Below are 18,634 nucleotides of genomic sequence, written 5' to 3'. Positions count from 1 at the left end.
GATTGCATGACGATGGCTTCTCCCGCCTCCACCCACCCCGCGCGCTGGCAGTTCTGGATCGACCGCGGGGGTACCTTCACCGATGTGGTGGGCAAGCGGCCCGACGGCACGCTGGTCACGCACAAGCTCCTGTCCGAGAACCCCGAGCAGTACAAGGATGCGGCCGTGGCTGGCATCCGCCATCTGCTGGGGCTGAAGGCGGGCGAGCCGGTGACGCCCGAGGCGGTGGAGTGCGTGAAGATGGGCACCACGGTGGCCACCAATGCGCTCCTGGAGCGCAAGGGCGAGCCCACTCTCTTGATCACCACCAAAGGCTTTCGCGATGCGCTGCGCATCGCCTACCAGAACCGGCCGCGCCTTTTCGACCGCCACATCGTGCTGCCCGAGCTGCTCTACAGCCGCGTGATCGAGGCGCAGGAGCGCATGGGCGCGCACGGCGAGGTGATCGAGGCGCTGGACGAGGCCCACCTCAAGGAGCGCCTGTGGGCCGCCTACGACGCCGGCCTGCGCAGCGCGGCCGTGGTCTTCATGCACGGCTACCGCTACACCGCGCACGAAGAAGCGGCCGCCCGCATCGCGCGCGAGGCCGGCTTCACGCAGGTGAGTGCATCGCATGCCACCAGCCCCATGATGAAGTTGGTGAGCCGGGGCGACACCACGGTGGTCGATGCCTACCTCTCGCCCATCCTGCGCCGCTACGTGGAGCAGGTGGCCGGTGAGATGCCGGGCGTGCCGCTGTATTTCATGCAATCTTCGGGCGGGCTGACCGATGCCCATGCCTTCCAGGGCAAGGACGCGATCCTGTCCGGTCCGGCCGGCGGCATTGTGGGCATGGCGCGCACGGCGGGCCTGGCCGGGCACCAGCGCGTGATCGGCTTCGACATGGGCGGTACCTCCACCGATGTGAGCCACTACGCGGGCGAGTTCGAGCGCGAGTTCGAGACCCAGGTGGCGGGCGTGCGCATGCGCGCACCCATGATGAGCATCCACACCGTGGCGGCGGGCGGGGGCTCCATCCTCGGTTTCGACGGCGCGCGTTTCCGCGTGGGTCCCGAGAGTGCCGGCGCCAACCCCGGCCCGGCCAGCTACCGCCGCGGCGGCCCGCTGGCCGTGACCGATGCCAACGTGATGGTGGGCAAGATCCAGCCCGCGCACTTCCCGCGCGTGTTCGGCCATGCGGCCAACGAGGCACTGGACGGCGATGCCGTGGCAGAGAAGTTCGCCGCGCTGTCAGAGCAGACCGGCCGCGCAGGCGAGGATGTGGCCCATGGCTTCATCCAGATCGCCGTGCAGCAGATGGCCAACGCGATCAAGAAGATCTCGGTGGCGCGCGGCTACGATGTGACGCGCTACACCCTGCAGTGCTTTGGCGGCGCGGGCGGCCAGCATGCCTGCCTGGTCGCAGACGCATTGGGCATGACGCGCGTCTTCGTGCACCCGCTGGCCGGGGTGCTCAGCGCCTACGGCATGGGCCTGGCGGACCAGAACGTGATCCGCGAGCAGGCCGTGGAGCGCAAGCTCGCACCCGAGGCGCTGGCCGAGATCGATGCCGTGCTGGAACGCCTGGCCACGGCCGCGCGCGCCGAACTGGAGCAGCAGGCGGGCGACGGCACCGCCACGGTGCACCGGCGTGTGCATGTGCGCTACGAAGGCAGCGACAGCGCCCTGATCGTGCCCTTCGGCGACGTGGCGGCGATCACCGCGGGTTTCGAATCCGCTTACCGCCAGCGTTTCGCCTTCCTGATGCAAGGCAAGGGCCTGGTGGTGGAAGCCGTGTCGGTCGAGGCCGTGGTCGCCGGCGATGCGGCCGTGGAGCCGCGCCATGCGCTCAACCCCGCACGCGAAGTGCCGCGCCGCAGCACCGTGCGCATGTACACCGGCGGCACCGATGGCGTGCCCGCCTGGCACGACGCCGCCCTGGTGGTGCGTGAGGACCTGCGCCCCGGCGACGTGATCCCCGGCCCTGCCATCATTGCCGAGAAGAACGCCACCACCATCGTCGAGCCCGGCTGGGAAGCGCAGCTCACCGACCTGGACCACCTGCTGCTTGAGCGCCGCGTGGCGCGCGCCGTGCAGCATGCCGTGGGCACCACGGTGGACCCGGTGCTGCTGGAGGTGTTCAACAACCTGTTCATGAACATCGCCGAGCAGATGGGCCTGCAGCTGCAGAACACGGCCTACTCGGTCAACATCAAGGAGCGGCTGGACTTCAGCTGCGCGCTGTTCGATGCCGAAGGCAACCTCATCGCCAATGCGCCGCACATGCCGGTGCACCTCGGGTCCATGGGCGAGAGCATCAAGACCGTGATCCGCGACAACGCAGGCCGCATGCAGCCCGGCGATGTGTTCGTTCTCAATGACCCGTACCACGGCGGTACCCATTTGCCCGACATCACGGTGATCACGCCGGTCTACATTGGCGAAGAGGCCGAGCCGACGTTCTACGTGGGCAGCCGTGGCCACCATGCGGACGTGGGCGGCATCACGCCCGGCTCCATGCCCCCGTTCTCCACGCGCATCGAGGAAGAGGGCGTGCAGATCAACAACGTGAAGCTGGTGGAACGCGGTGTGCTGCGAGAGGCTGAGATGATCGCGCTGCTGGAAAGCGGCGAGTACCCCTCGCGCAACCCGCAGCAGAACATGGCCGACCTGCGCGCGCAGATCGCCGCCAACGAAAAGGGCCAGCAGGAGCTGCGCCGCATGGTGGGAGAGTTCGGCCTCGATGTCGTGCAGGCCTACATGCGCCACGTGCAGGACAACGCCGAGGAGTCCGTGCGCCGCGTGATCACACGCCTGAAAGACGGCCAGTTCACCCTGCCGCTGGACAATGGCTCGCAGATCAGCGTGGCCGTGCGCGTGGATGCCAAGAACCGCAGCGCCGAGATCGACTTCACCGGCACCAGCGCGCAGCAGACGCACAACTTCAACGCGCCCACGGCGGTGTGCATGGCAGCGGTGCTGTATGTGTTCCGCACCCTGGTGCAGGACGACATTCCGCTGAACGCGGGCTGCCTCAAGCCGCTCAAGGTCATCATCCCGCAGGGCTCCATGCTCAACCCCAATCCACCGGCCTCGGTGGTGGCGGGCAACGTTGAGACCTCGACCTGCATCACCAACGCCATCTATGGCGCACTGGGCCTGATGGCGGCAGGGCAGTGCACCATGAACAACTTCACCTTCGGCAGCGAGCGCTACCAGTACTACGAGACCATCTCGGGGGGCAGCGGCGCGGGCGGTGTGTGGGACGCTGCGGGCACGCTGGTGGATGGCTTTGCGGGCACGAGCGTGGTGCAGTGCCACATGACCAACTCGCGCCTCACGGACCCCGAGGTGCTGGAGTTCCGCTTCCCCGTGCGGCTCGAGGGCTACGAGATCCGCAAGGGATCGGGCGGGGCCGGGCGCTGGGCGGGCGGCGATGGCGGCGTGCGCCGCGTGCGCTTTCTGGAGCCCATGACGGCCAGCATCCTCTCCAACGGCCGCCACCACGGCGCCTTCGGCATGGCCGGGGGATCGGCTGGGGCGGTGGGCATCAACAAGGTGGTGCGCGCCGATGGCAGGGTGGAGCAGCTCGACCACATCGGCCAGGCGCAGATGCAGCCGGGCGATGTGTTCGAGATCCATACCCCCGGGGGCGGCGGCTTCGGCTTCGTCGGCTGACGGTGCAGGCCCGCGCGCCGCGCGGGCCTGGCCGTATCAAAGATCCTTGCGCCCTTCGGCGGCGGGGCCGCTCAGGCTGGGCGGCACGCCGGGCTGGCCCGCCTGGCGTGCGCGGAACAGGGCGGCGCGCATCAGGAAGATCGAGGTCACGGGCACCGTGATCGCCACGAAGCCAGCGATCAACAACGCATGCAACGCCAGGCTGCCATCGGCCACCGAGAAGTAGACCACCGTGGCATGCATGATGCACCAGCAGCCCATGGTCGCGGCGATGGAGGGGGCATGCAGGCGCTCGAAGAAACTGCGCAGGCGCAGCAGGCCGAGCGAACCCAAGAGGGCCATGCCCGCACCCAGCAGCACCAGGAGGGCGACCACGATTTCCAGCCACAGGGGCAGGGCGGTGGTGGCGCCGTTCATTCGATCACCTCGCCACGCAGCAGGAACTTGGCCATGGCCACCGAGCCGACAAAGCTGAACAGCGCCAGCAGCAGCGCCGCCTCGAAGTAGTTCTTGCTGCCGTACAGCAGGCCCAGCACCAGCATGAGCAGCATGCCGTTGAGGTACATGCAGTCCAGCGCCAGCACGCGGTCCTGGGCCGAGGGGCCCTTGAGCAGGCGCGCCAGCGCGCAGCCCATGGCCAGCACCAGCATGAACAGGGCGGCAGGCAAGGCCCAGTCGAGGATGGGGGTCGTGCTCGTCATTCGAAAATCTCCATCAGGGGGCGCTCGTAGCGCCGCTTGATCTGCGCGGCGATGGCGGCGGCATCGTCCACTTCCAGCACGTGCAGCATCAGCACGCTGCGGTCCACCGAGAGCTCGGCCCAGGCCGTGCCCGGTGCGATGCTCACGATGACGGCCAGCACGGCCAGGGCATTGGCATCGCGCAGCTCCAGCGGAATCTGCACGAAGCCCGAGGGGTGGCGCCTGCGGCCGGGGGCCAGCAGCAGCCGCGCCACGGCGATGTTGGACTGCACGGTGTCGCCCATCACCGTGAGGGCCAGGCGCAGCACGGCGCCCGGGGCGCGCACGCGCACGGGCAGGGGGCGCAGGCCCGCCGTGAGCAGCGGTATGGCCAGTGCCAGCACGCCGCCCAGCACGAAGTTGCCGGCGCTCAGCGAGCGGTTGAGCAGCAGCCACAGCACCAGCAGCGCCAGCGACAGCATGGGGGCGGGGAGGATGCGCTTCATCATCACTGCGGCCTTCCGTTGGCGCCCGGTGCCGTGCCGGGCGGGTTGGGCACGGGCATGGCCGACATCACGGCCTGCACGTAGGTGCCGGGGGCATGCAGTGCGTCGGCCGTGGCCTGGGTGTAGCGCATCACCGCGCCGCCCTGCCAGGCCAGCAATGCGCAGCCCGTGAGCAGCAGGGCGATGGGCAGGCCCTCCAGCACCAGCAGCTTGGGCGCGGCGCGGTCGTGCAAGGCCCAGAAGTGGCGGATGCCGGCGCGGGTGAGCGCGATCAGCGCCAGAAGGCCTGTGCCCACCATCAGCGCCAGCAGCGCCCAGCCGCCCGAGCCCAGCACGAAGCCGCCCGAAGCGCCCAGGCCCAGCGGGTTGAGCAGGGCGTGGATCATCGCGAACTTGCCCACGAAGCCCGGCAGCGGCGGCAGCCCGGCGATCACCAGGGTGCAGGCCATGAAGGCCAGGCCCAGGAAGGCCACCGCGGCCGGGATGACCTGGCCGATCAGAACCTCTTCCTTCTCGTCCAGGTTCAGGCCCTGGGTGTGCACCAGGTCGGCGGTGAGGAAGGGCGCGTCGTCCGTCTGCTCGTGCGGTGCCAGGCTGGCGCCATCGTTGCGCCAGCGCTCGATCAGGTCGGTCAGCAGGAACAGGGCGCTCACCGCCAGGGTGGAGCCCAGCAGGTAGTACAGCAGGCCGGCAGTCAGCAGGGTCTGCCCGAAGCCCAGGGCCGCGAGCAAGGTGCCCGAGGAGAGGATGGCGGCATAGCCGGCCAGGTGCCCCAGGCGCTGCGAGCCCAGCATGCCCAGGGCGCCGAAGCACATGGTCACCAGGCCCGCACCCACGATCCACTGGCTGCCGAACTGGGCCGAGTCGCCCGCATCGCTGCTGAACATCAGGGTCCACAGCCTGAGGATGCTGTAGACCCCCACCTTGGTCATGAGCGCGAACAGCGCGCCCACCGGTGCCGTGGCCGCGCTGTAGGCCGGCACCAGCCAGAAGTTGAGCGGCCACACGGCGGCCTTGATGAGAAAGGCCACCGCGAGGATGCCCGCACCCGCGTGCAGCAGGCCCCGGTCGGACGGATCGATGCCCGCGATGCCGCGCGCCAGATCGGCCATGTTCAGCGTGCCGGTGATGCCGTAGAGCATGGACACGCCGATCAGGAACAGCGAGGACGCCGCGAGGTTGATGGCGATGTAGTGAAGTCCTGCCGCGACGCGCGGTCGCCCCGAGCCGTGCAGCAGCAGGCCGTAGGAAGCCGCCAGCATGATCTCGAAGAACACGAACAGGTTGAACAGGTCGGCCGTGAGAAAGGCGCCCGACAGGCCCATGAGCTGGAACTGGAACAGTGGATGGAAATGCACCCCCGCCTTGTGCCAGCGCGCGGCCGAGAACAGCACCGTGGCCAGCGCCACGGTGCTGGCCAGCACCAGCATCATGGCCGAGAGGCGGTCCAGCGCCAGCACGATGCCGAAGGGGGCGGGCCAGTTGCCGGGCAGGTAGACGCCCAGGCTGGTCTGCACGCCGGGCTGCTTGGCCTGCACCAGCAGCAGCACGGCGATCACGAGGCCGAGGAAGGTGGAGACCACGTTCATGGCCACCTTGGTGCGCTGGCGCTCTTCGCGCAGCAGCAGCATGAGCCCGGCCGTGAGCATGGGCAGCGCGATGGGCGCCAGGATCAGGTGCGGCATGAGCAGCGCCGTGACGCGCGCGGTGAAATCGCCCGCCATCATGGCATCTCCTGCCCGTCTTTGCCCGCGGTGCCGTCCACATGGTCGGTGCCGGACATGCCGCGCGAGGCCAGCAGCACCACGAGGAACAGCGCCGTCATGGCAAAGCCGATGACGATGGCCGTGAGCGTGAGCGCCTGCGGCATGGGGTCGGCATAGTGCTGCAGGTCCTGCGGCAGTCCTTGCTGCAGCACGGGCTCCTTGTCGATGGCCAGGCCCAGGCGGCCCATGCTGAAGATGAACAGGTTGACGGCATAGGACAGCAGCGCCAGTCCCATGATGACCTGGAAGGTGCGTGGGCGCAGCAGCAGCCACACGCCCGAGCCGGTGAGTATGCCGATGGCCAGTGCGAGTATCAGTTCCATCAGCGGACTCCTGGGATGTTGTTGTTGTGGGTGCCTGCTGCCGCCAGCGCGGCCATGGCGGCGGCCTGTTCCTCCTGCGCTTCCTCGGCGGCGCGGGCGTTGAAGCGGTGGCTGCGCACCGACTGGTGGGCGATGGCGGTGAGGATCAGCAGGGTGGAGCCCACGACCAGGGTGAACACGCCGATGTCGAAGAACAGCGCGCTGGCCACATGGATCTCGCCCACCACGGGCAGGTCCAGGTGGGCCGTGTGGCTGGTGAGGAAGGGGTAGCCCCAGAACAGCGCGCCCAGGCCCGTGGCCAGCGCGGTCAGCAGGCCGGTGCCGATCCAGCGGCGCGGGTACAGCGGCAGGTGGGCTTCGACCCAGGAGGTGCCCGACACCATGTACTGCAGCACCAGGGCGACCGAGAACACCAGGCCGGCCACGAAGCCGCCGCCCGGCTCGTTGTGCCCGCGCATGAAGAGGTACACCGCCACCATGGTCGCAAAAGGCAGCAGCAGGCGCACCAGCACGGCCGGCACCATGAGGTAGCCCACGGCGGTGTCGGCGGTCTGGCGTGGGTTGGCCAGGTCGGTGGCCACGTCGGCCGGCACGGCGCGCTGCTGGGGCGGCAGGTCCATGACCTCGCGCGCGGGGCGGAAGCGCCGCAGCAGCGCATACACCGTGAGCGCCACAATGCCCAGCACCACGATCTCGCCGAAGGTATCGAACCCGCGGAAGTCCACCAGCATCACGTTGACCACGTTGGTGCCGCCGCCCTCGGTGAGAGCCCGCTCCAGGAAGAAGGTGGAGGTGCTCTCGGGGAAGGGCCGGCTCATCATGGCGAACGACAGCAGGGCCATGCCGGTGCCCGAGAGCAGGGCCAGGGCCATGTCGCGGTAGCGGCGCAGCTGGGTGCGGCGCGCCTGCGACAGCGTGGGCACGCGCAGGCTTTCGTCGCGCCGGGGCAGCCAGCGCAGGCCTAGCAGGATGAGGATGGTGGTCACCACCTCCACCACGATCTGCGTGAGCGCGAGGTCGGGCGCCGAGAACCACAGGAAGGTCAGGCAGGTGCACAGCCCGGCACCGCCCAGCAAGGTGAGCGCGGCCAGCCGGTGGTACTTGGCCTGCCAGGCGGCCGCCACGGCGCACAGGGCACCCAACAGCCAGAGCCCCGCGAACGCCGGCGACAGGGGCAACTGTTCGCGCGAACCGATGGGCAGGCCGCGCACCCACAGCGGCAGCGTGCCGGCCACCAGGGCCGCGACCACCAGCCAGAGCATCTGCCACTGCAGCCGCCCGGTGCCCAGCAGGCGCCGGCCATTGCGCCCGGCCAGCGACAACCGGGCCAGGACCCAGTCGAACAGGCGCTGGCCGCTGATGTGGTGCATGAGCGGTGGTGCGTCCAGCGCGCCGCGCTCGCGCAGCCAGCGCAGCAGCAGGTAGAGCGCCACGCCGCCGCCCAGGGCCACCAGGCTCATCACGAACGGGGTGTTGAAGCCGTGCCACACGGCCAGGCTGTAGGTGGGCAGCTCGCCGCCGACCACGGGCCTGGCCGCGGCCTGCAGCACGGCGCCGACCGACCACGCCGGCACCATGCCCACCACCAGGCAGGCCAGCACCAGCAGTTCCACCGGCACGCGCATCCAGTGCGGGGGCTCGTGCGGCGTGTGGGGCAGATCGGTGGCGGGCGGGCCGAAGAACACGTCTGCGATGAAGCGCAGCGAGTAGGCCACGCTGAAGATGCCGGCCAGGGTGGCGGCCACGGGCAGCAGGATTTCGAGCCAGGGCACGGTGTTCACGAACACCGTCTCGGCAAAGAACATCTCCTTGGACAGAAAGCCGTTGAGCAGCGGCACACCGGCCATGGCGGCGCTGGCCACCATGGCCAGCGTGCCGGTGATGGGCATCATGCGCAGCAGGCCTGACAGGCGGCGGATGTCGCGGGTGCCGCTTTCATGGTCCACGATGCCGGCCGCCATGAACAGCGAGGCCTTGAAGGTGGCGTGGTTCATGATGTGGAACACGGCGGCCACGGCGGCCAGCGGGCTGTTCAGGCCCAGCAGCAGGGTGATGAGTCCGAGGTGCGAGATGGTGGAGTAGGCCAGCAAGCCCTTGAGGTCGTGCTGGAACATGGCTGCATAGCCGCCCACCAGCAGGGTGCACAGGCCTGCGCCGCCCACCAGCCAGAACCACTGCTCCGTGCCGGCCAGCGCCGGCCACAGCCGCGCCAGCAGGAAGACGCCAGCCTTGACCATGGTGGCCGAGTGCAGGTAGGCCGACACCGGCGTGGGCGCCGCCATGGCATTGGGCAGCCAGAACTGGAAGGGGAACTGCGCGCTCTTGGTGAAGGCGCCCAGCAGCACCAGCACCAGCGCCGTGAGGTACAGCGGATGCGCCTTGATCAGCGTGCCCGCGGCGAGCACGTGGTCTAGGTCGTAGCTGCCCACGACGTGGCCCAGCACCAGCATGCCGGCCAGCATGCACAACCCGCCCGTGCCCGTGACGGTGAGCGCCATGCGCGCGCCGCGGCGTGCATCCTTGCGGTGGTGCCAGTAGCCGATCAGCAGAAACGAGAACAGGCTGGTCAGCTCCCAGAACAGCGCGATCTGGATGATGTTGCCCGACAGCACCACACCCACCATGGCGCCCATGAAGGCCAGGAAGAACGAGAAGAAGCGCGGCACCGGGTCGGCCGCCGACATGTAGTAGCGCGCATACAGCACGACGAGCGAGCCCACGCCCAGCACCAGCATGCAGAACATCCAGGCAAAGCCGTCCAGGCGCAGCACCAGGTTCAGGCCCAGTGCGGGCAGCCAGGTGATCTCCTGGCGCAGCACCTCGCCCCCTGCGATCTGGGGAAAGTACAGCGCGGCCTGCACCGCACAGAACAGGGCGATGAGGCCGGCCAAGGTGGATTCGGTGTTGCGGGCGTTGGTGGGCAGGACCGCCGCCAGCAGGCTGCCGATGAAGGGGAGGATGATGAGGGTGATCAGGGGCATGCCCGAACGATTTTAGGGCGTGCTCCCAAAGTCCCTTTGCAGCGGCTGGAGAGAGACGGCTCCTGCATGGCCAGGGGCCGGGCATGAAAAAGCCCGCTTGAGCGGGCTGACTGCCATGCGGATGCGCCCGCGGAGCGGGCTCTCGTCACTTCTTCGCGTCGCTGGCGGTCGCCTGCGGGGCAGCAGCGGCAGCAGGCTCTGCCGCCTTGTCCTTCTTCTTGCTGGCGGGCTTGTCTTCGCCCTTGGCTGCGGTCTTGCTGGCCTTGGCTTCCGCTTCCTTCTTTTTCTTGTCGGCCTTGGCCTGGGCGGCGGCGCTGAAGCGCTTGCCGTTGACGGTCAGGCCCTCGGCCGAGAACTTGGCGGCCGTCTTCTCGCCCACGCCTCCCACGCGGCCGATGAAGTCGCTCCAGTCCTTGAACTCGCTTTTCTTGCGCTCGTTGAGGATCTTCTCGGACATGGCCGGGCCGATGCCCTTGATGCCGTCGAGTTCGGCCGCGCTGGCCTTGTTCACGTCCACGGCGGCGAACGACGCGCCCGCAAACAGCAGGGCAATGATGAACAGGAATTTCTTGAACATGGATGCGGCTCCCTCTAGTTGTGTGTTGAGCGCGGGCCGGACGGCTCGCGCAGCCATCATATCGGCCCGGGGGATCAAAGCTCTTCTACACGGCGGGCGGGGTAACTGTCCCAGGTCTGGCAGCCGGGGCATTGCCAGAAATGCTGGCGCGCCTCGAAACCGCAGGCCGCGCAGCGGTAGCGCGTGAGCGGCTTGACGGCGTGGTCCAGGGCCCGTTGCACCTGGGGGTGGAACTCCTCGTGCTCCAGCTTCTCGCCGGCCAGCCACTTGGCGGCGGCCACCAGGGATTTTTCCTTGTCCAGGTGGTCCACATAGCGCTGGCGGGCGCCTTCTCCGGCTCCCAGGGCGGTGTCGATGGACACCAGGCTCTCCAGCACGTCGAGCGAGGGGCCGCCGTCGTAGTGCTCCTGCAGCAGGGCCTGGGCCTGCGCCGTCTGCCCCGTGGTGGCGGCCACCTCCACCATCAGTGGCGCGGCCAGGGGCAGGGCGGCGGGGTTGTGCTCGCCCAGCGCCTTCAGGGTGGCCAGTGCGGCGGCGGGCTGGCCCATCAGGTGTTGCAGCCGTGCCATGTCGATGCGGGCGCGTGCGGCGCCCGGGGCTGCGGCCACGGCCTGCTCCAGCAGCGCGAGGGCGCCGGCATGGTCGGCCTGGCCGCTGAGCGCTGCCGCCTGCTCGCACAGGTAATGCGCCTGGCGGGTGCTGAAGTCGCCCTGGTCGGCATCGTGCATCTTGCGCGCGATGGTGGTGGCGTGCGGCCAGTCGCGCGAGCGCTCGTAGATGGCCAGCAGTGCCAGACGGGCCTGGGCCTCGAAGGGCGTGCCCTCCAGGCGGTTGAGCGCGTCCTCGGCGCGGTCGAGCAGGCCAGCCTTGAGAAAGTCGAGCGCCAGCGCATGCTGGGCGCGCTCGCGGTCGGTGCGGCTCAGGTCGCCGCGCGAAAGCAGGTGCTCGTGCACGCGCACGGCGCGGTCGTACTCGCCGCGGCGGCGGAACAGATTGCCGAGGGCGAAGTGCAGCTCCGAGGTGTCGGGGTCGTTCTGCACCGCCTCGATGAAGGCGTCGATGGCCTGGTCCTGCTGCTCGTTGAGCAGGAAGTTCAGTCCCTTGAAGTAGGCCTTGGGTGCGCGGCGGTTCTCTGCGCGCAACTGGCGGATGTCGAAGCGCGATGCCAGCCAGCCGAGCACGAAGGCCAGCGGCAGGCCCAGCAGGATCCAGCTGAGGTCAAATTCCATGGATGGGCGGCATCTCGGCAGGTGCGGCTTCGGCCGGGACGGCGGCCTTGGCAGGGGTGGCGGGTGGTGTTGTCTGCTTCAGTGCCTGGCGTGCCACGCTGCGGTGCTTCCACCAGCGCGGCACCATGCCCAGCACGCCGACGATGAGGCCGGCGGAAAACGCCGTGAGCACGACCAGCACCAGCGGCGCGCGCCACTGTGTGCCGAAGAAGAAGTGCACGGTGGCGTCCTGCTGGTTGTTCAGCGCGAACGCGAAGAGGGTAAAAAAAATGGCTGCCTTGAGCAGCCACAGGAGGTATTTCATGGGGCTCCCCGGTGGTGGGGAGATTCTACGGCGCTGGTGGCGCTGTCCCCGGGATGGTGCGCACCCCTGTGGGGAATGCACTCCCTGGTTGGCGTTCGGCCCGGCCGCTGTGTCAACCCGAGGTGCCCGTGGCCTTGGCCGCGGTTGCCGGTGCGGGTGTACCGTCGTCTTCCATCTCGGCCGTGCGCTTGTCCACAGCTTCGCGCAGGGCCTTGCCCGGCTTGAAGTGGGGCACGCGCTTTTCCGGAATGGCCACGGCTTCGCCGCTGCGCGGGTTGCGGCCCATGCGTGGCGGGCGGTGGTTCACCGAGAAGCTGCCGAATCCCCGGATCTCGATGCGATGGCCACGCACCAGCGCATCGCCCACCGCATCAAGAATGGTCTTGACGGCGTATTCGGCATCGCGGTGGGTGAGCTGGCCAAAGCGGGCGGCCAGTTCTTCTACAAGGTCGGAGCGGGTCATGGCGTCGATTGTCGGGGATAAAGAGAAGCGGGCGCACGAGGCGCCCGCTGAGGATTGACCTTCAGAAGGTCAAGCCGTCACTCACTTGTCGGAGTTGTCCAGCTTGGCGCGCAGCAGGGCGCCCAGGCTGGTCGTACCGGCGCTTTCGCGGCTCGATTGCTGGCTCAGGCTGGCCATGGCGCCTTGTTCGTCGGCCATGTCCTTTTGCTTGATCGACAGCTGGATGTTGCGGGTCTTGCGATCCACGTTGACCACCACGGCCGTGACTTCGTCGCCTTCCTTGAGCACGTTGCGGGCATCTTCCACGCGGTCGCGGGAGATTTCCGAAGCGCGCAGGTAGCCCACGATGTCTTCGCCGAGGTCGATTTCAGCGCCACGGGCGTCCACGGTCTTGACCTTGCCGGTCACCGTCTGGCCCTTGTCGTTCACGGTCACGAAGGTCGTGAATGGGTCGCCGTCGAGCTGCTTGATGCCCAGCGAGATGCGTTCGCGGTCCACGTCCACGGCCAGCACGATGGCTTCCACTTCCTGGCCCTTCTTGTAGTTGCGAACAGCGGCTTCGCCGGGTTCGTTCCACGAGAGGTCGGACAGGTGCACCAGGCCGTCGATGCCGGCAGCCAGGCCCACGAACACGCCGAAGTCGGTGATCGACTTGATCGGACCCTTGACGCGGTCACCGCGCTTCGTGTCCTGTGCGAATTCCTGCCATGGGTTGGCCTTGCACTGCTTCATGCCCAGGCTGATGCGGCGCTTGTCTTCGTCGATTTCCAGGACCATGACTTCGACTTCGTCGCCCAGCGAAACCAGCTTGGCGGGAGCGATGTTCTTGTTGGTCCAGTCCATTTCGGAGACGTGCACCAGGCCTTCGATGCCGGGTTCGAGTTCGACGAACGCGCCGTAGTCGGCGATGTTCGTGATCTTGCCGAACAGGCGCGTACCTTGGGGGTAGCGGCGGTTCACGCCCATCCATGGGTCGTCGCCCATCTGCTTCAGACCCAGCGAGACACGGTTCTTCTCGGTGTCGAACTTCAGGATCTTGGCGGTGATTTCCTGGCCGGCGGTCACCACTTCCGATGGGTGACGCACGCGGCGCCATGCCATGTCGGTGATGTGCAGCAGGCCGTCGATGCCGCCCAGGTCCACGAACGCACCGTATTCGGTGATGTTCTTGACCACGCCCTGCACGATGGAGCCTTCCTTCAGGGTTTCCATCAGCTTGGCGCGTTCTTCGCCCATGGAGGCTTCCACCACGGCGCGGCGGCTCAGCACCACGTTGTTGCGCTTGCGGTCGAGCTTGATGACCTTGAATTCCAGGGTCTTGTTCTCGTAAGGCGTCAGGTCCTTGATAGGACGCGTGTCGATCAGCGAGCCGGGCAGGAATGCGCGGATGCCGTTGACCAGCACGGTCAGGCCGCCCTTGACCTTGCCGCTGGTGGTGCCGGTGACGAATTCGCCGGATTCCAGGGCCTTTTCCAGGCTCATCCACGAAGCCAGGCGCTTGGCGGTGTCGCGCGACAGGATGGTGTCGCCGTAGCCGTTTTCGATGGAGCCAATGGCCACCGACACGAAGTCACCCACTTGGACTTCGACTTCGCCCTTGTCGTTCTTGAACTCTTCCAGCGGCACGTAGGCTTCGGACTTGAGGCCGGCGTTGACCACGACGAAGTTGTGTTCCACGCGCACGACTTCGGCGGTGATCACTTCGCCTGGGCGCATTTCGGTACGCTGCAGGGATTCTTCAAAAAGGGCGGCAAAAGATTCGGACATGTGTTTCCTTGCCACAAACAGGATTCCGGAAGCACCATTGCTTCCGTTTTTATAGCTGCTTGCGGTGGTTTTTTGCGGCAAAGCCGCGGTTAGGTGGTGGTTGATCCACAGGGCCCGTGCGCTGGTGAGCGAGCGGTGCCTTTGGGGCCGTGCAGGGCTTGCGCCCTGGCTTGCAGCGCCTTGCGGCCCTGCCAGTCAGCCCTGCGCGGCCGAGGCTGCGAAAGGCTGCCGCTCCTGCCACCAGGCAATCACCTGCTCGACGGCTTCATCGATCGTCAAGTCGGAGTTGTCCAGCACCAGGGCGTCCTGCGCGGGCTTCAAGGGAGCGACGCTGCGGGAACTGTCCCGCGCATCGCGTGCCTCAAGGTCTGCGCGAAGGTCGGATATGTTAGCCGAAAATCCCTTTGAAATCAACTGCTTATACCGGCGCTCCGCACGGCAGGCGGCGCTGGCGGTCAGATACACCTTCAAAGGTGCTTCGGGGAAGATCACCGTGCCCATGTCGCGCCCGTCGGCCACCAGGCCCGGCAGGCGCCGGAAACTGTGCTGCAGGTCCACCAGGGCCTCGCGCACCGCGGGCAGGGAGGACACGCGCGAGGCGTTCATGCCTGCCTCTTCGGTGCGGATATCGGCGCTCACGTCGTCTTCGCCCAGCAACACCCGGCCGCCTTCGAAGTGCACGGGCAGGGTCTTGGCCATGTCGGCGATGCGGGATTCATGGGCGGCGTCGATGGCCAGGCCCGCGCGCAATGCGGCCAGCGCCGTGATGCGGTACATGGCGCCCGAGTCGAGGAAGCGGTAGCCCAGGCGCTGGGCCACGGCGGCGGCCACGGTGCCCTTGCCCGAGGCCGTGGGGCCGTCGATGCAGATCACCGGGATCTGCTCGGTGGCGGCGTGGGCCACCGAGAACAGGGCCTCGAAATAGTCCGGGAAGGTCTTGGCCACGCACTTGGGGTCTTCGATGCGCACCGGCAACCGGGCCGGGTTGAAGGCCGCGAGCGAGAAGCACATGGCCACGCGGTGGTCGTCGTAGGTGTGGATGCTGGCGGCCTTCCAGTCGGCCAACTGCGCAGGCGGGGTCACGCGGATGAAATCGGCGCCTTCCTCCACCGTGGCGCCGAGCTTGCGCAGCTCGGTGGCCATGGCGGCGATGCGGTCGGTCTCCTTCACGCGCCAGCTCGCGATGTTGGTCAGTCGGGTCGTGCCTTCGGCATACAGGGCCATCACGGCCAGGGTCATGGCCGCGTCGGGGATGTGGTTGCAATCGAGGTCGATGGCCTTCAGGGGCCAGCCCTGGCCGGGTTCGCCGCGGCGGATGTGCAGCCAGTTGGCACCACCGGTGACCTGCGCGCCCATGGCGCGCGCAGCCTCGACGAAGCGGATGTCGCCCTGGATGGAATCGAGCCCCACGCCTTGGATGCGGATGCCCTCGGGCAGGCCTTCGTGGCCCGAGGCGATGGCGCCCAGTGCGATGAAGTAGCTGGCCGAGGAGGCGTCCGCCTCCACATGGATCTCGCCCGGCGAGCGGTACTGGCTGCCGGCGGGGATGGTGAAGCGCTGCCAGTCCTGGTGCGTGACCGCGATGCCGAAGCGCGCGAGCAGTTGCAGGGTGATGGCGATGTAGGGCTTGGAGATCAGCTCGCCCACCACGTCGATCTCGATGGCCTGCGTGCGAGCGGCCAGCGGCAGCGCCATGAGCAGGGCCGTGAGGAACTGGCTGGAGACATCGCCGCGCACGCGGATCGGGCCGGCCAGCGCCAGGGCCGGCACGCCCTGGCCGTGCGCGATGCGCAGCGGCGGGTAGCCGTCGTTGCCCAGGTAGTCGATCTGGCAGCCGAGCTGGCGCAGCGCGTCGACCAGGTCGCCGATGGGGCGCTCATGCATGCGCGGCACGCCCGACAGCTCGAATTCACCACCCAGCAGCGACAGCGCGGCCGTGAGCGGGCGCATGGCCGTGCCGGCGTTGCCCATGAAGAGTTTGGCGGGCGAATGGGGTGTTGCGCCACCCAGGCCGGTGATGCGCACCGTGGTGCTGCCATCCTCGTCCACCGTGCAGCCGATCTGGCGCAGGGCGTCGAGCATGACGCGGGTGTCGTCCGAAGCCAGCAGGTCGTGCACGGTGGTGGTGCCGGCGCTCAGGGCAGCCAGCAGCAGCACGCGGTTGGAGATGCTCTTGGAGCCGGGCAGGTGGACTTCGCCGCCTGCGGCGCAGAGGGCCGGCAGGTCGAGCCAGGGGGTGCTGAACATCAGCGGCCCTTGCTCGAGCGCTGCGCGCCCATGCGCCAGTGCGCGCGGGTCTCGCTGGCCAGTGTGATCATGTCTTCGAGCGCCTGCGCATCGTTCTTCTGCATGGCCTGCTCGATGTTCTGCAGGGTCTGCTGGAACTGGCGCGACTGGGCCAGCAGTTCTTCGCGGTTGGACAGCAGGATGTCGCGCCAGACCTTGGGATCGCTGGCGGCAATGCGCGTGAAGTCGCGAAAGCCCGGGCCGGCGAGCGAGAGGAAGTCGTCGCCGTCCTTCTGGCCGGTGATGCTGTTCATCATCGCAAAGGCCAGCAGGTGGGGCAGGTGGCTCACGGCGGCGAAGGCCGCGTCATGGGATTCGGGCGACATGCTGCTCACCCGGCAGCCCAGCGCGTTCCACACGGTCTCGGCCTGGCTGAGCTGGGTGGGGAGGGTGCCGAGCTGGGTGTTCGCCGTGCGCTCGATGGGCGTCAGGATGACCTGGCGGCCGGTGTACAGCTCGGCGTCGGCATGCTCCACGCCCGAGACCTCGCGGCCGGTGATGGGGTGGGCGGGCACGAACGAGCCCACCTGGTCGCGCAGCGCGCGGCGTGCAGCCTGCACCACGTCGGCCTTGGTGGAGCCCACGTCCATGATCAGCATGTTGGGCGTGACCAGGTGGCGGATGGCCTTGAGCGTGGCTTCGGTGGCGGCCACGGGCACTGCCACCAGCACGATGTCGGCGCCGGCCACGGCCAGCAGGGCCGAAGGGGCTTCGACGTCGATCACGCCGAGCTGGCGCGCCCGGTCGGTGGTGGAGGGCGATTTGCTGTAGCCCACCACGCGCTTGACCAGGCCGGCCTTCTTCATCGCCAGCGCGAAGGAGCCGCCCATGAGGCCGCAGCCGATGAGTCCCAATTGTTCAAACATGGTGGTGCGATTCCGGCAGGGGGCGACGGGGTGCGATCGCCGGGCGTTCAGGGGTGCGCGTGGGCATGTCCAGGCTCATGGCGCCACCGGGTAGGTGCCCAGCACCTTGTAGAAGGCGCACAGGCTGCGCAGCTCTTCGAGTGCGCGGGCCACGTGGGGCTGGGCGGGGTGGCCGTCCAGGTCGATGTAGAAATAGTACTCCCACTGGCCGGTGCGCGCAGGGCGCGACTCGAAGCGCGTCATGGACACGCCGTGCGCCTTGAGCGGCACCAGCAGGTCGTGCACCGCGCCGGGGCGGTTGGGCACCGAGACTACCAGGCTGGTGCAGTCCTTGCCCGAGGGCGGCGGCGTCTGCAGCGTGTGCGGCAGGCAGATGATGGCAAAGCGCGTGCGGTTGTACGCATCGTCCTGGATGGCATGCGCAACGATGTGCAGGCCGAACTGGGTGGCGGCGCGTTCGCTCGACAGCGCGGCCCAGGCCGGGTTGGTGGTGGCCAGGCGCGCGCCTTCGGCATTGCTCGACACCGGGCGGCGCTCGGCGTGCGGCAGGTGCTTGGACAGCCAGGCCTGGCACTGGGCCAGGGCCTGCGGGTGGGCCAGCACGGCCTCGATGCCGTCGAGCGAGTTGCTGGTGCGCAGCAGGTTGTGGCGCACCAGCAGGCTGACCTCGCCCACCACGTGCGTGGGGGTGTGCAGGAACAGGTCGAGCGAGCGCGTGACCACGCCTTCGGTGGAGTTCTCCACGCCCACCACGCCGTACTGGGCACTGCCCGCCGCCGTGGCGTGGAACACCTCGTCGAAGTTGGCGCAGTACATCAGGTCGGCGGCGCCGCCGAAGAACTCGATGGCGGCCTGCTCGCAGAAGGTGCCTTCGGGGCCGAGCACGGCCACGCGCTGGGGCGATTCGAGCGCCAGGCAGGCCGACATGATCTCGCGCCAGATGGCCGCCACGTGCGCACCCTTGAGCGGGCCGGGGTTGGCGGTCTGGATCTTGTCGATGACCTGGGCCACGCGGTCGGGCCGGAAGAACGGCGTGCCCTCGCGCTTCTTGACCTCTCCGACCTGCTCGGCGACCAGGGCCCTCTGGTTGAGCAGCGTGAGCAGTTGCCGGTCGAGGGAGTCGATCTGCACGCGCAGGCTGGCGAGATCAGGGGAGGCTTGCGGTTCGGTCATGAAGGGGGCAGCTTTTCTGGCGGGCGTCCGGTGGGAGAGGGGCGGGAGGGCGGGAC

At 68.3% G+C, this 18,634-nt stretch carries 15 protein-coding genes; 1 reads left to right on the top strand and 14 read right to left on the bottom strand.

Annotated features, from left to right (window positions below):
• Positions 1-12: 12 nt before the first annotated feature.
• Positions 13-3,657 (top strand): hydantoinase B/oxoprolinase family protein, encoded by a 3,645-nt coding sequence (locus AC07X5_RS12965; protein ID WP_494770686.1) that lies wholly within the window; start codon positions 13-15, stop codon positions 3,655-3,657.
• Positions 3,658-3,693: 36 nt separating this feature from the next.
• Here AC07X5_RS12965 and mnhG read toward each other — a convergent pair whose 3' ends face one another.
• The 14 genes from mnhG to pheA all read right to left on the bottom strand — a co-directional run bounded on the left by mnhG (position 3,694) and on the right by pheA (position 18,578).
• Complete coding sequence (gene mnhG, locus AC07X5_RS12960; RefSeq protein ID WP_409963429.1) at positions 3,694-4,074, bottom strand: monovalent cation/H(+) antiporter subunit G; 381 nt, start codon at positions 4,072-4,074, stop codon at positions 3,694-3,696.
• Positions 4,071-4,358, bottom strand: a complete 288-nt coding sequence (locus AC07X5_RS12955; RefSeq protein ID WP_494770495.1) for a K+/H+ antiporter subunit F — start codon at positions 4,356-4,358, stop codon at positions 4,071-4,073. Before AC07X5_RS12955 ends, mnhG begins: the two co-directional genes overlap by 4 nt.
• Positions 4,355-4,846 (bottom strand): Na+/H+ antiporter subunit E, encoded by a 492-nt coding sequence (locus tag AC07X5_RS12950; protein WP_409963433.1) that lies wholly within the window; start codon positions 4,844-4,846, stop codon positions 4,355-4,357. Before AC07X5_RS12950 ends, AC07X5_RS12955 begins: the two co-directional genes overlap by 4 nt.
• The gene (locus AC07X5_RS12945) at positions 4,846-6,567 is read right to left on the bottom strand and encodes a monovalent cation/H+ antiporter subunit D (protein ID WP_494770494.1); all 1,722 of its coding nucleotides are present in this window, start codon (positions 6,565-6,567) and stop codon (positions 4,846-4,848) included. Before AC07X5_RS12945 ends, AC07X5_RS12950 begins: the two co-directional genes overlap by 1 nt.
• The gene (locus AC07X5_RS12940; RefSeq protein ID WP_494770493.1) at positions 6,567-6,932 is read right to left on the bottom strand and encodes a Na+/H+ antiporter subunit C; all 366 of its coding nucleotides are present in this window, start codon (positions 6,930-6,932) and stop codon (positions 6,567-6,569) included. Before AC07X5_RS12940 ends, AC07X5_RS12945 begins: the two co-directional genes overlap by 1 nt.
• Positions 6,932-9,913: a monovalent cation/H+ antiporter subunit A gene (locus tag AC07X5_RS12935; protein ID WP_494770492.1), complete on the bottom strand. Its 2,982-nt coding sequence runs from the start codon at positions 9,911-9,913 to the stop codon at positions 6,932-6,934. Before AC07X5_RS12935 ends, AC07X5_RS12940 begins: the two co-directional genes overlap by 1 nt.
• Positions 9,914-10,058: 145 nt before the next feature.
• Positions 10,059-10,490, bottom strand: coding sequence for a ComEA family DNA-binding protein (locus AC07X5_RS12930; RefSeq protein WP_494770491.1), 432 nt, complete (start codon positions 10,488-10,490; stop codon positions 10,059-10,061).
• A 74-nt stretch (positions 10,491-10,564) separates the two neighbouring features.
• Complete coding sequence (lapB, locus tag AC07X5_RS12925) at positions 10,565-11,719, bottom strand: lipopolysaccharide assembly protein LapB (RefSeq protein WP_409963439.1); 1,155 nt, start codon at positions 11,717-11,719, stop codon at positions 10,565-10,567.
• Positions 11,709-12,023: a LapA family protein gene (locus tag AC07X5_RS12920; RefSeq protein ID WP_409963440.1), complete on the bottom strand. Its 315-nt coding sequence runs from the start codon at positions 12,021-12,023 to the stop codon at positions 11,709-11,711. Before AC07X5_RS12920 ends, lapB begins: the two co-directional genes overlap by 11 nt.
• A gap of 112 nt (positions 12,024-12,135) precedes the next feature.
• Entirely contained in the window at positions 12,136-12,486 is a 351-nt protein-coding gene (locus AC07X5_RS12915; RefSeq protein WP_409963442.1) for an integration host factor subunit beta, read from the bottom strand.
• An 81-nt stretch (positions 12,487-12,567) separates the two neighbouring features.
• A complete protein-coding gene (gene rpsA / locus AC07X5_RS12910; protein WP_007852596.1) occupies positions 12,568-14,253 on the bottom strand; it encodes a 30S ribosomal protein S1 in 1,686 nt (561 codons plus the stop codon).
• A gap of 195 nt (positions 14,254-14,448) precedes the next feature.
• The gene (locus AC07X5_RS12905; RefSeq protein WP_494770490.1) at positions 14,449-16,500 is read right to left on the bottom strand and encodes a bifunctional 3-phosphoshikimate 1-carboxyvinyltransferase/cytidylate kinase; all 2,052 of its coding nucleotides are present in this window, start codon (positions 16,498-16,500) and stop codon (positions 14,449-14,451) included.
• Positions 16,500-17,405 (bottom strand): prephenate dehydrogenase, encoded by a 906-nt coding sequence (locus AC07X5_RS12900; protein WP_409961303.1) that lies wholly within the window; start codon positions 17,403-17,405, stop codon positions 16,500-16,502. The genes AC07X5_RS12905 and AC07X5_RS12900 overlap by 1 nt, the downstream gene beginning before the upstream one ends.
• Positions 17,406-17,480: 75 nt before the next feature.
• On the bottom strand, positions 17,481-18,578 hold the full coding sequence (gene pheA / locus AC07X5_RS12895) for a prephenate dehydratase (protein WP_494770489.1): 1,098 nt from the start codon (positions 18,576-18,578) through the stop codon (positions 17,481-17,483).
• Positions 18,579-18,634: the final 56 nt, after the last annotated feature.

The sequence above is a fragment of the Acidovorax sp. GW458-11-26-14-TSB4 genome, from assembly GCF_059423865.1.
This window is presented reverse-complemented; position numbering and strand designations above follow the sequence as displayed.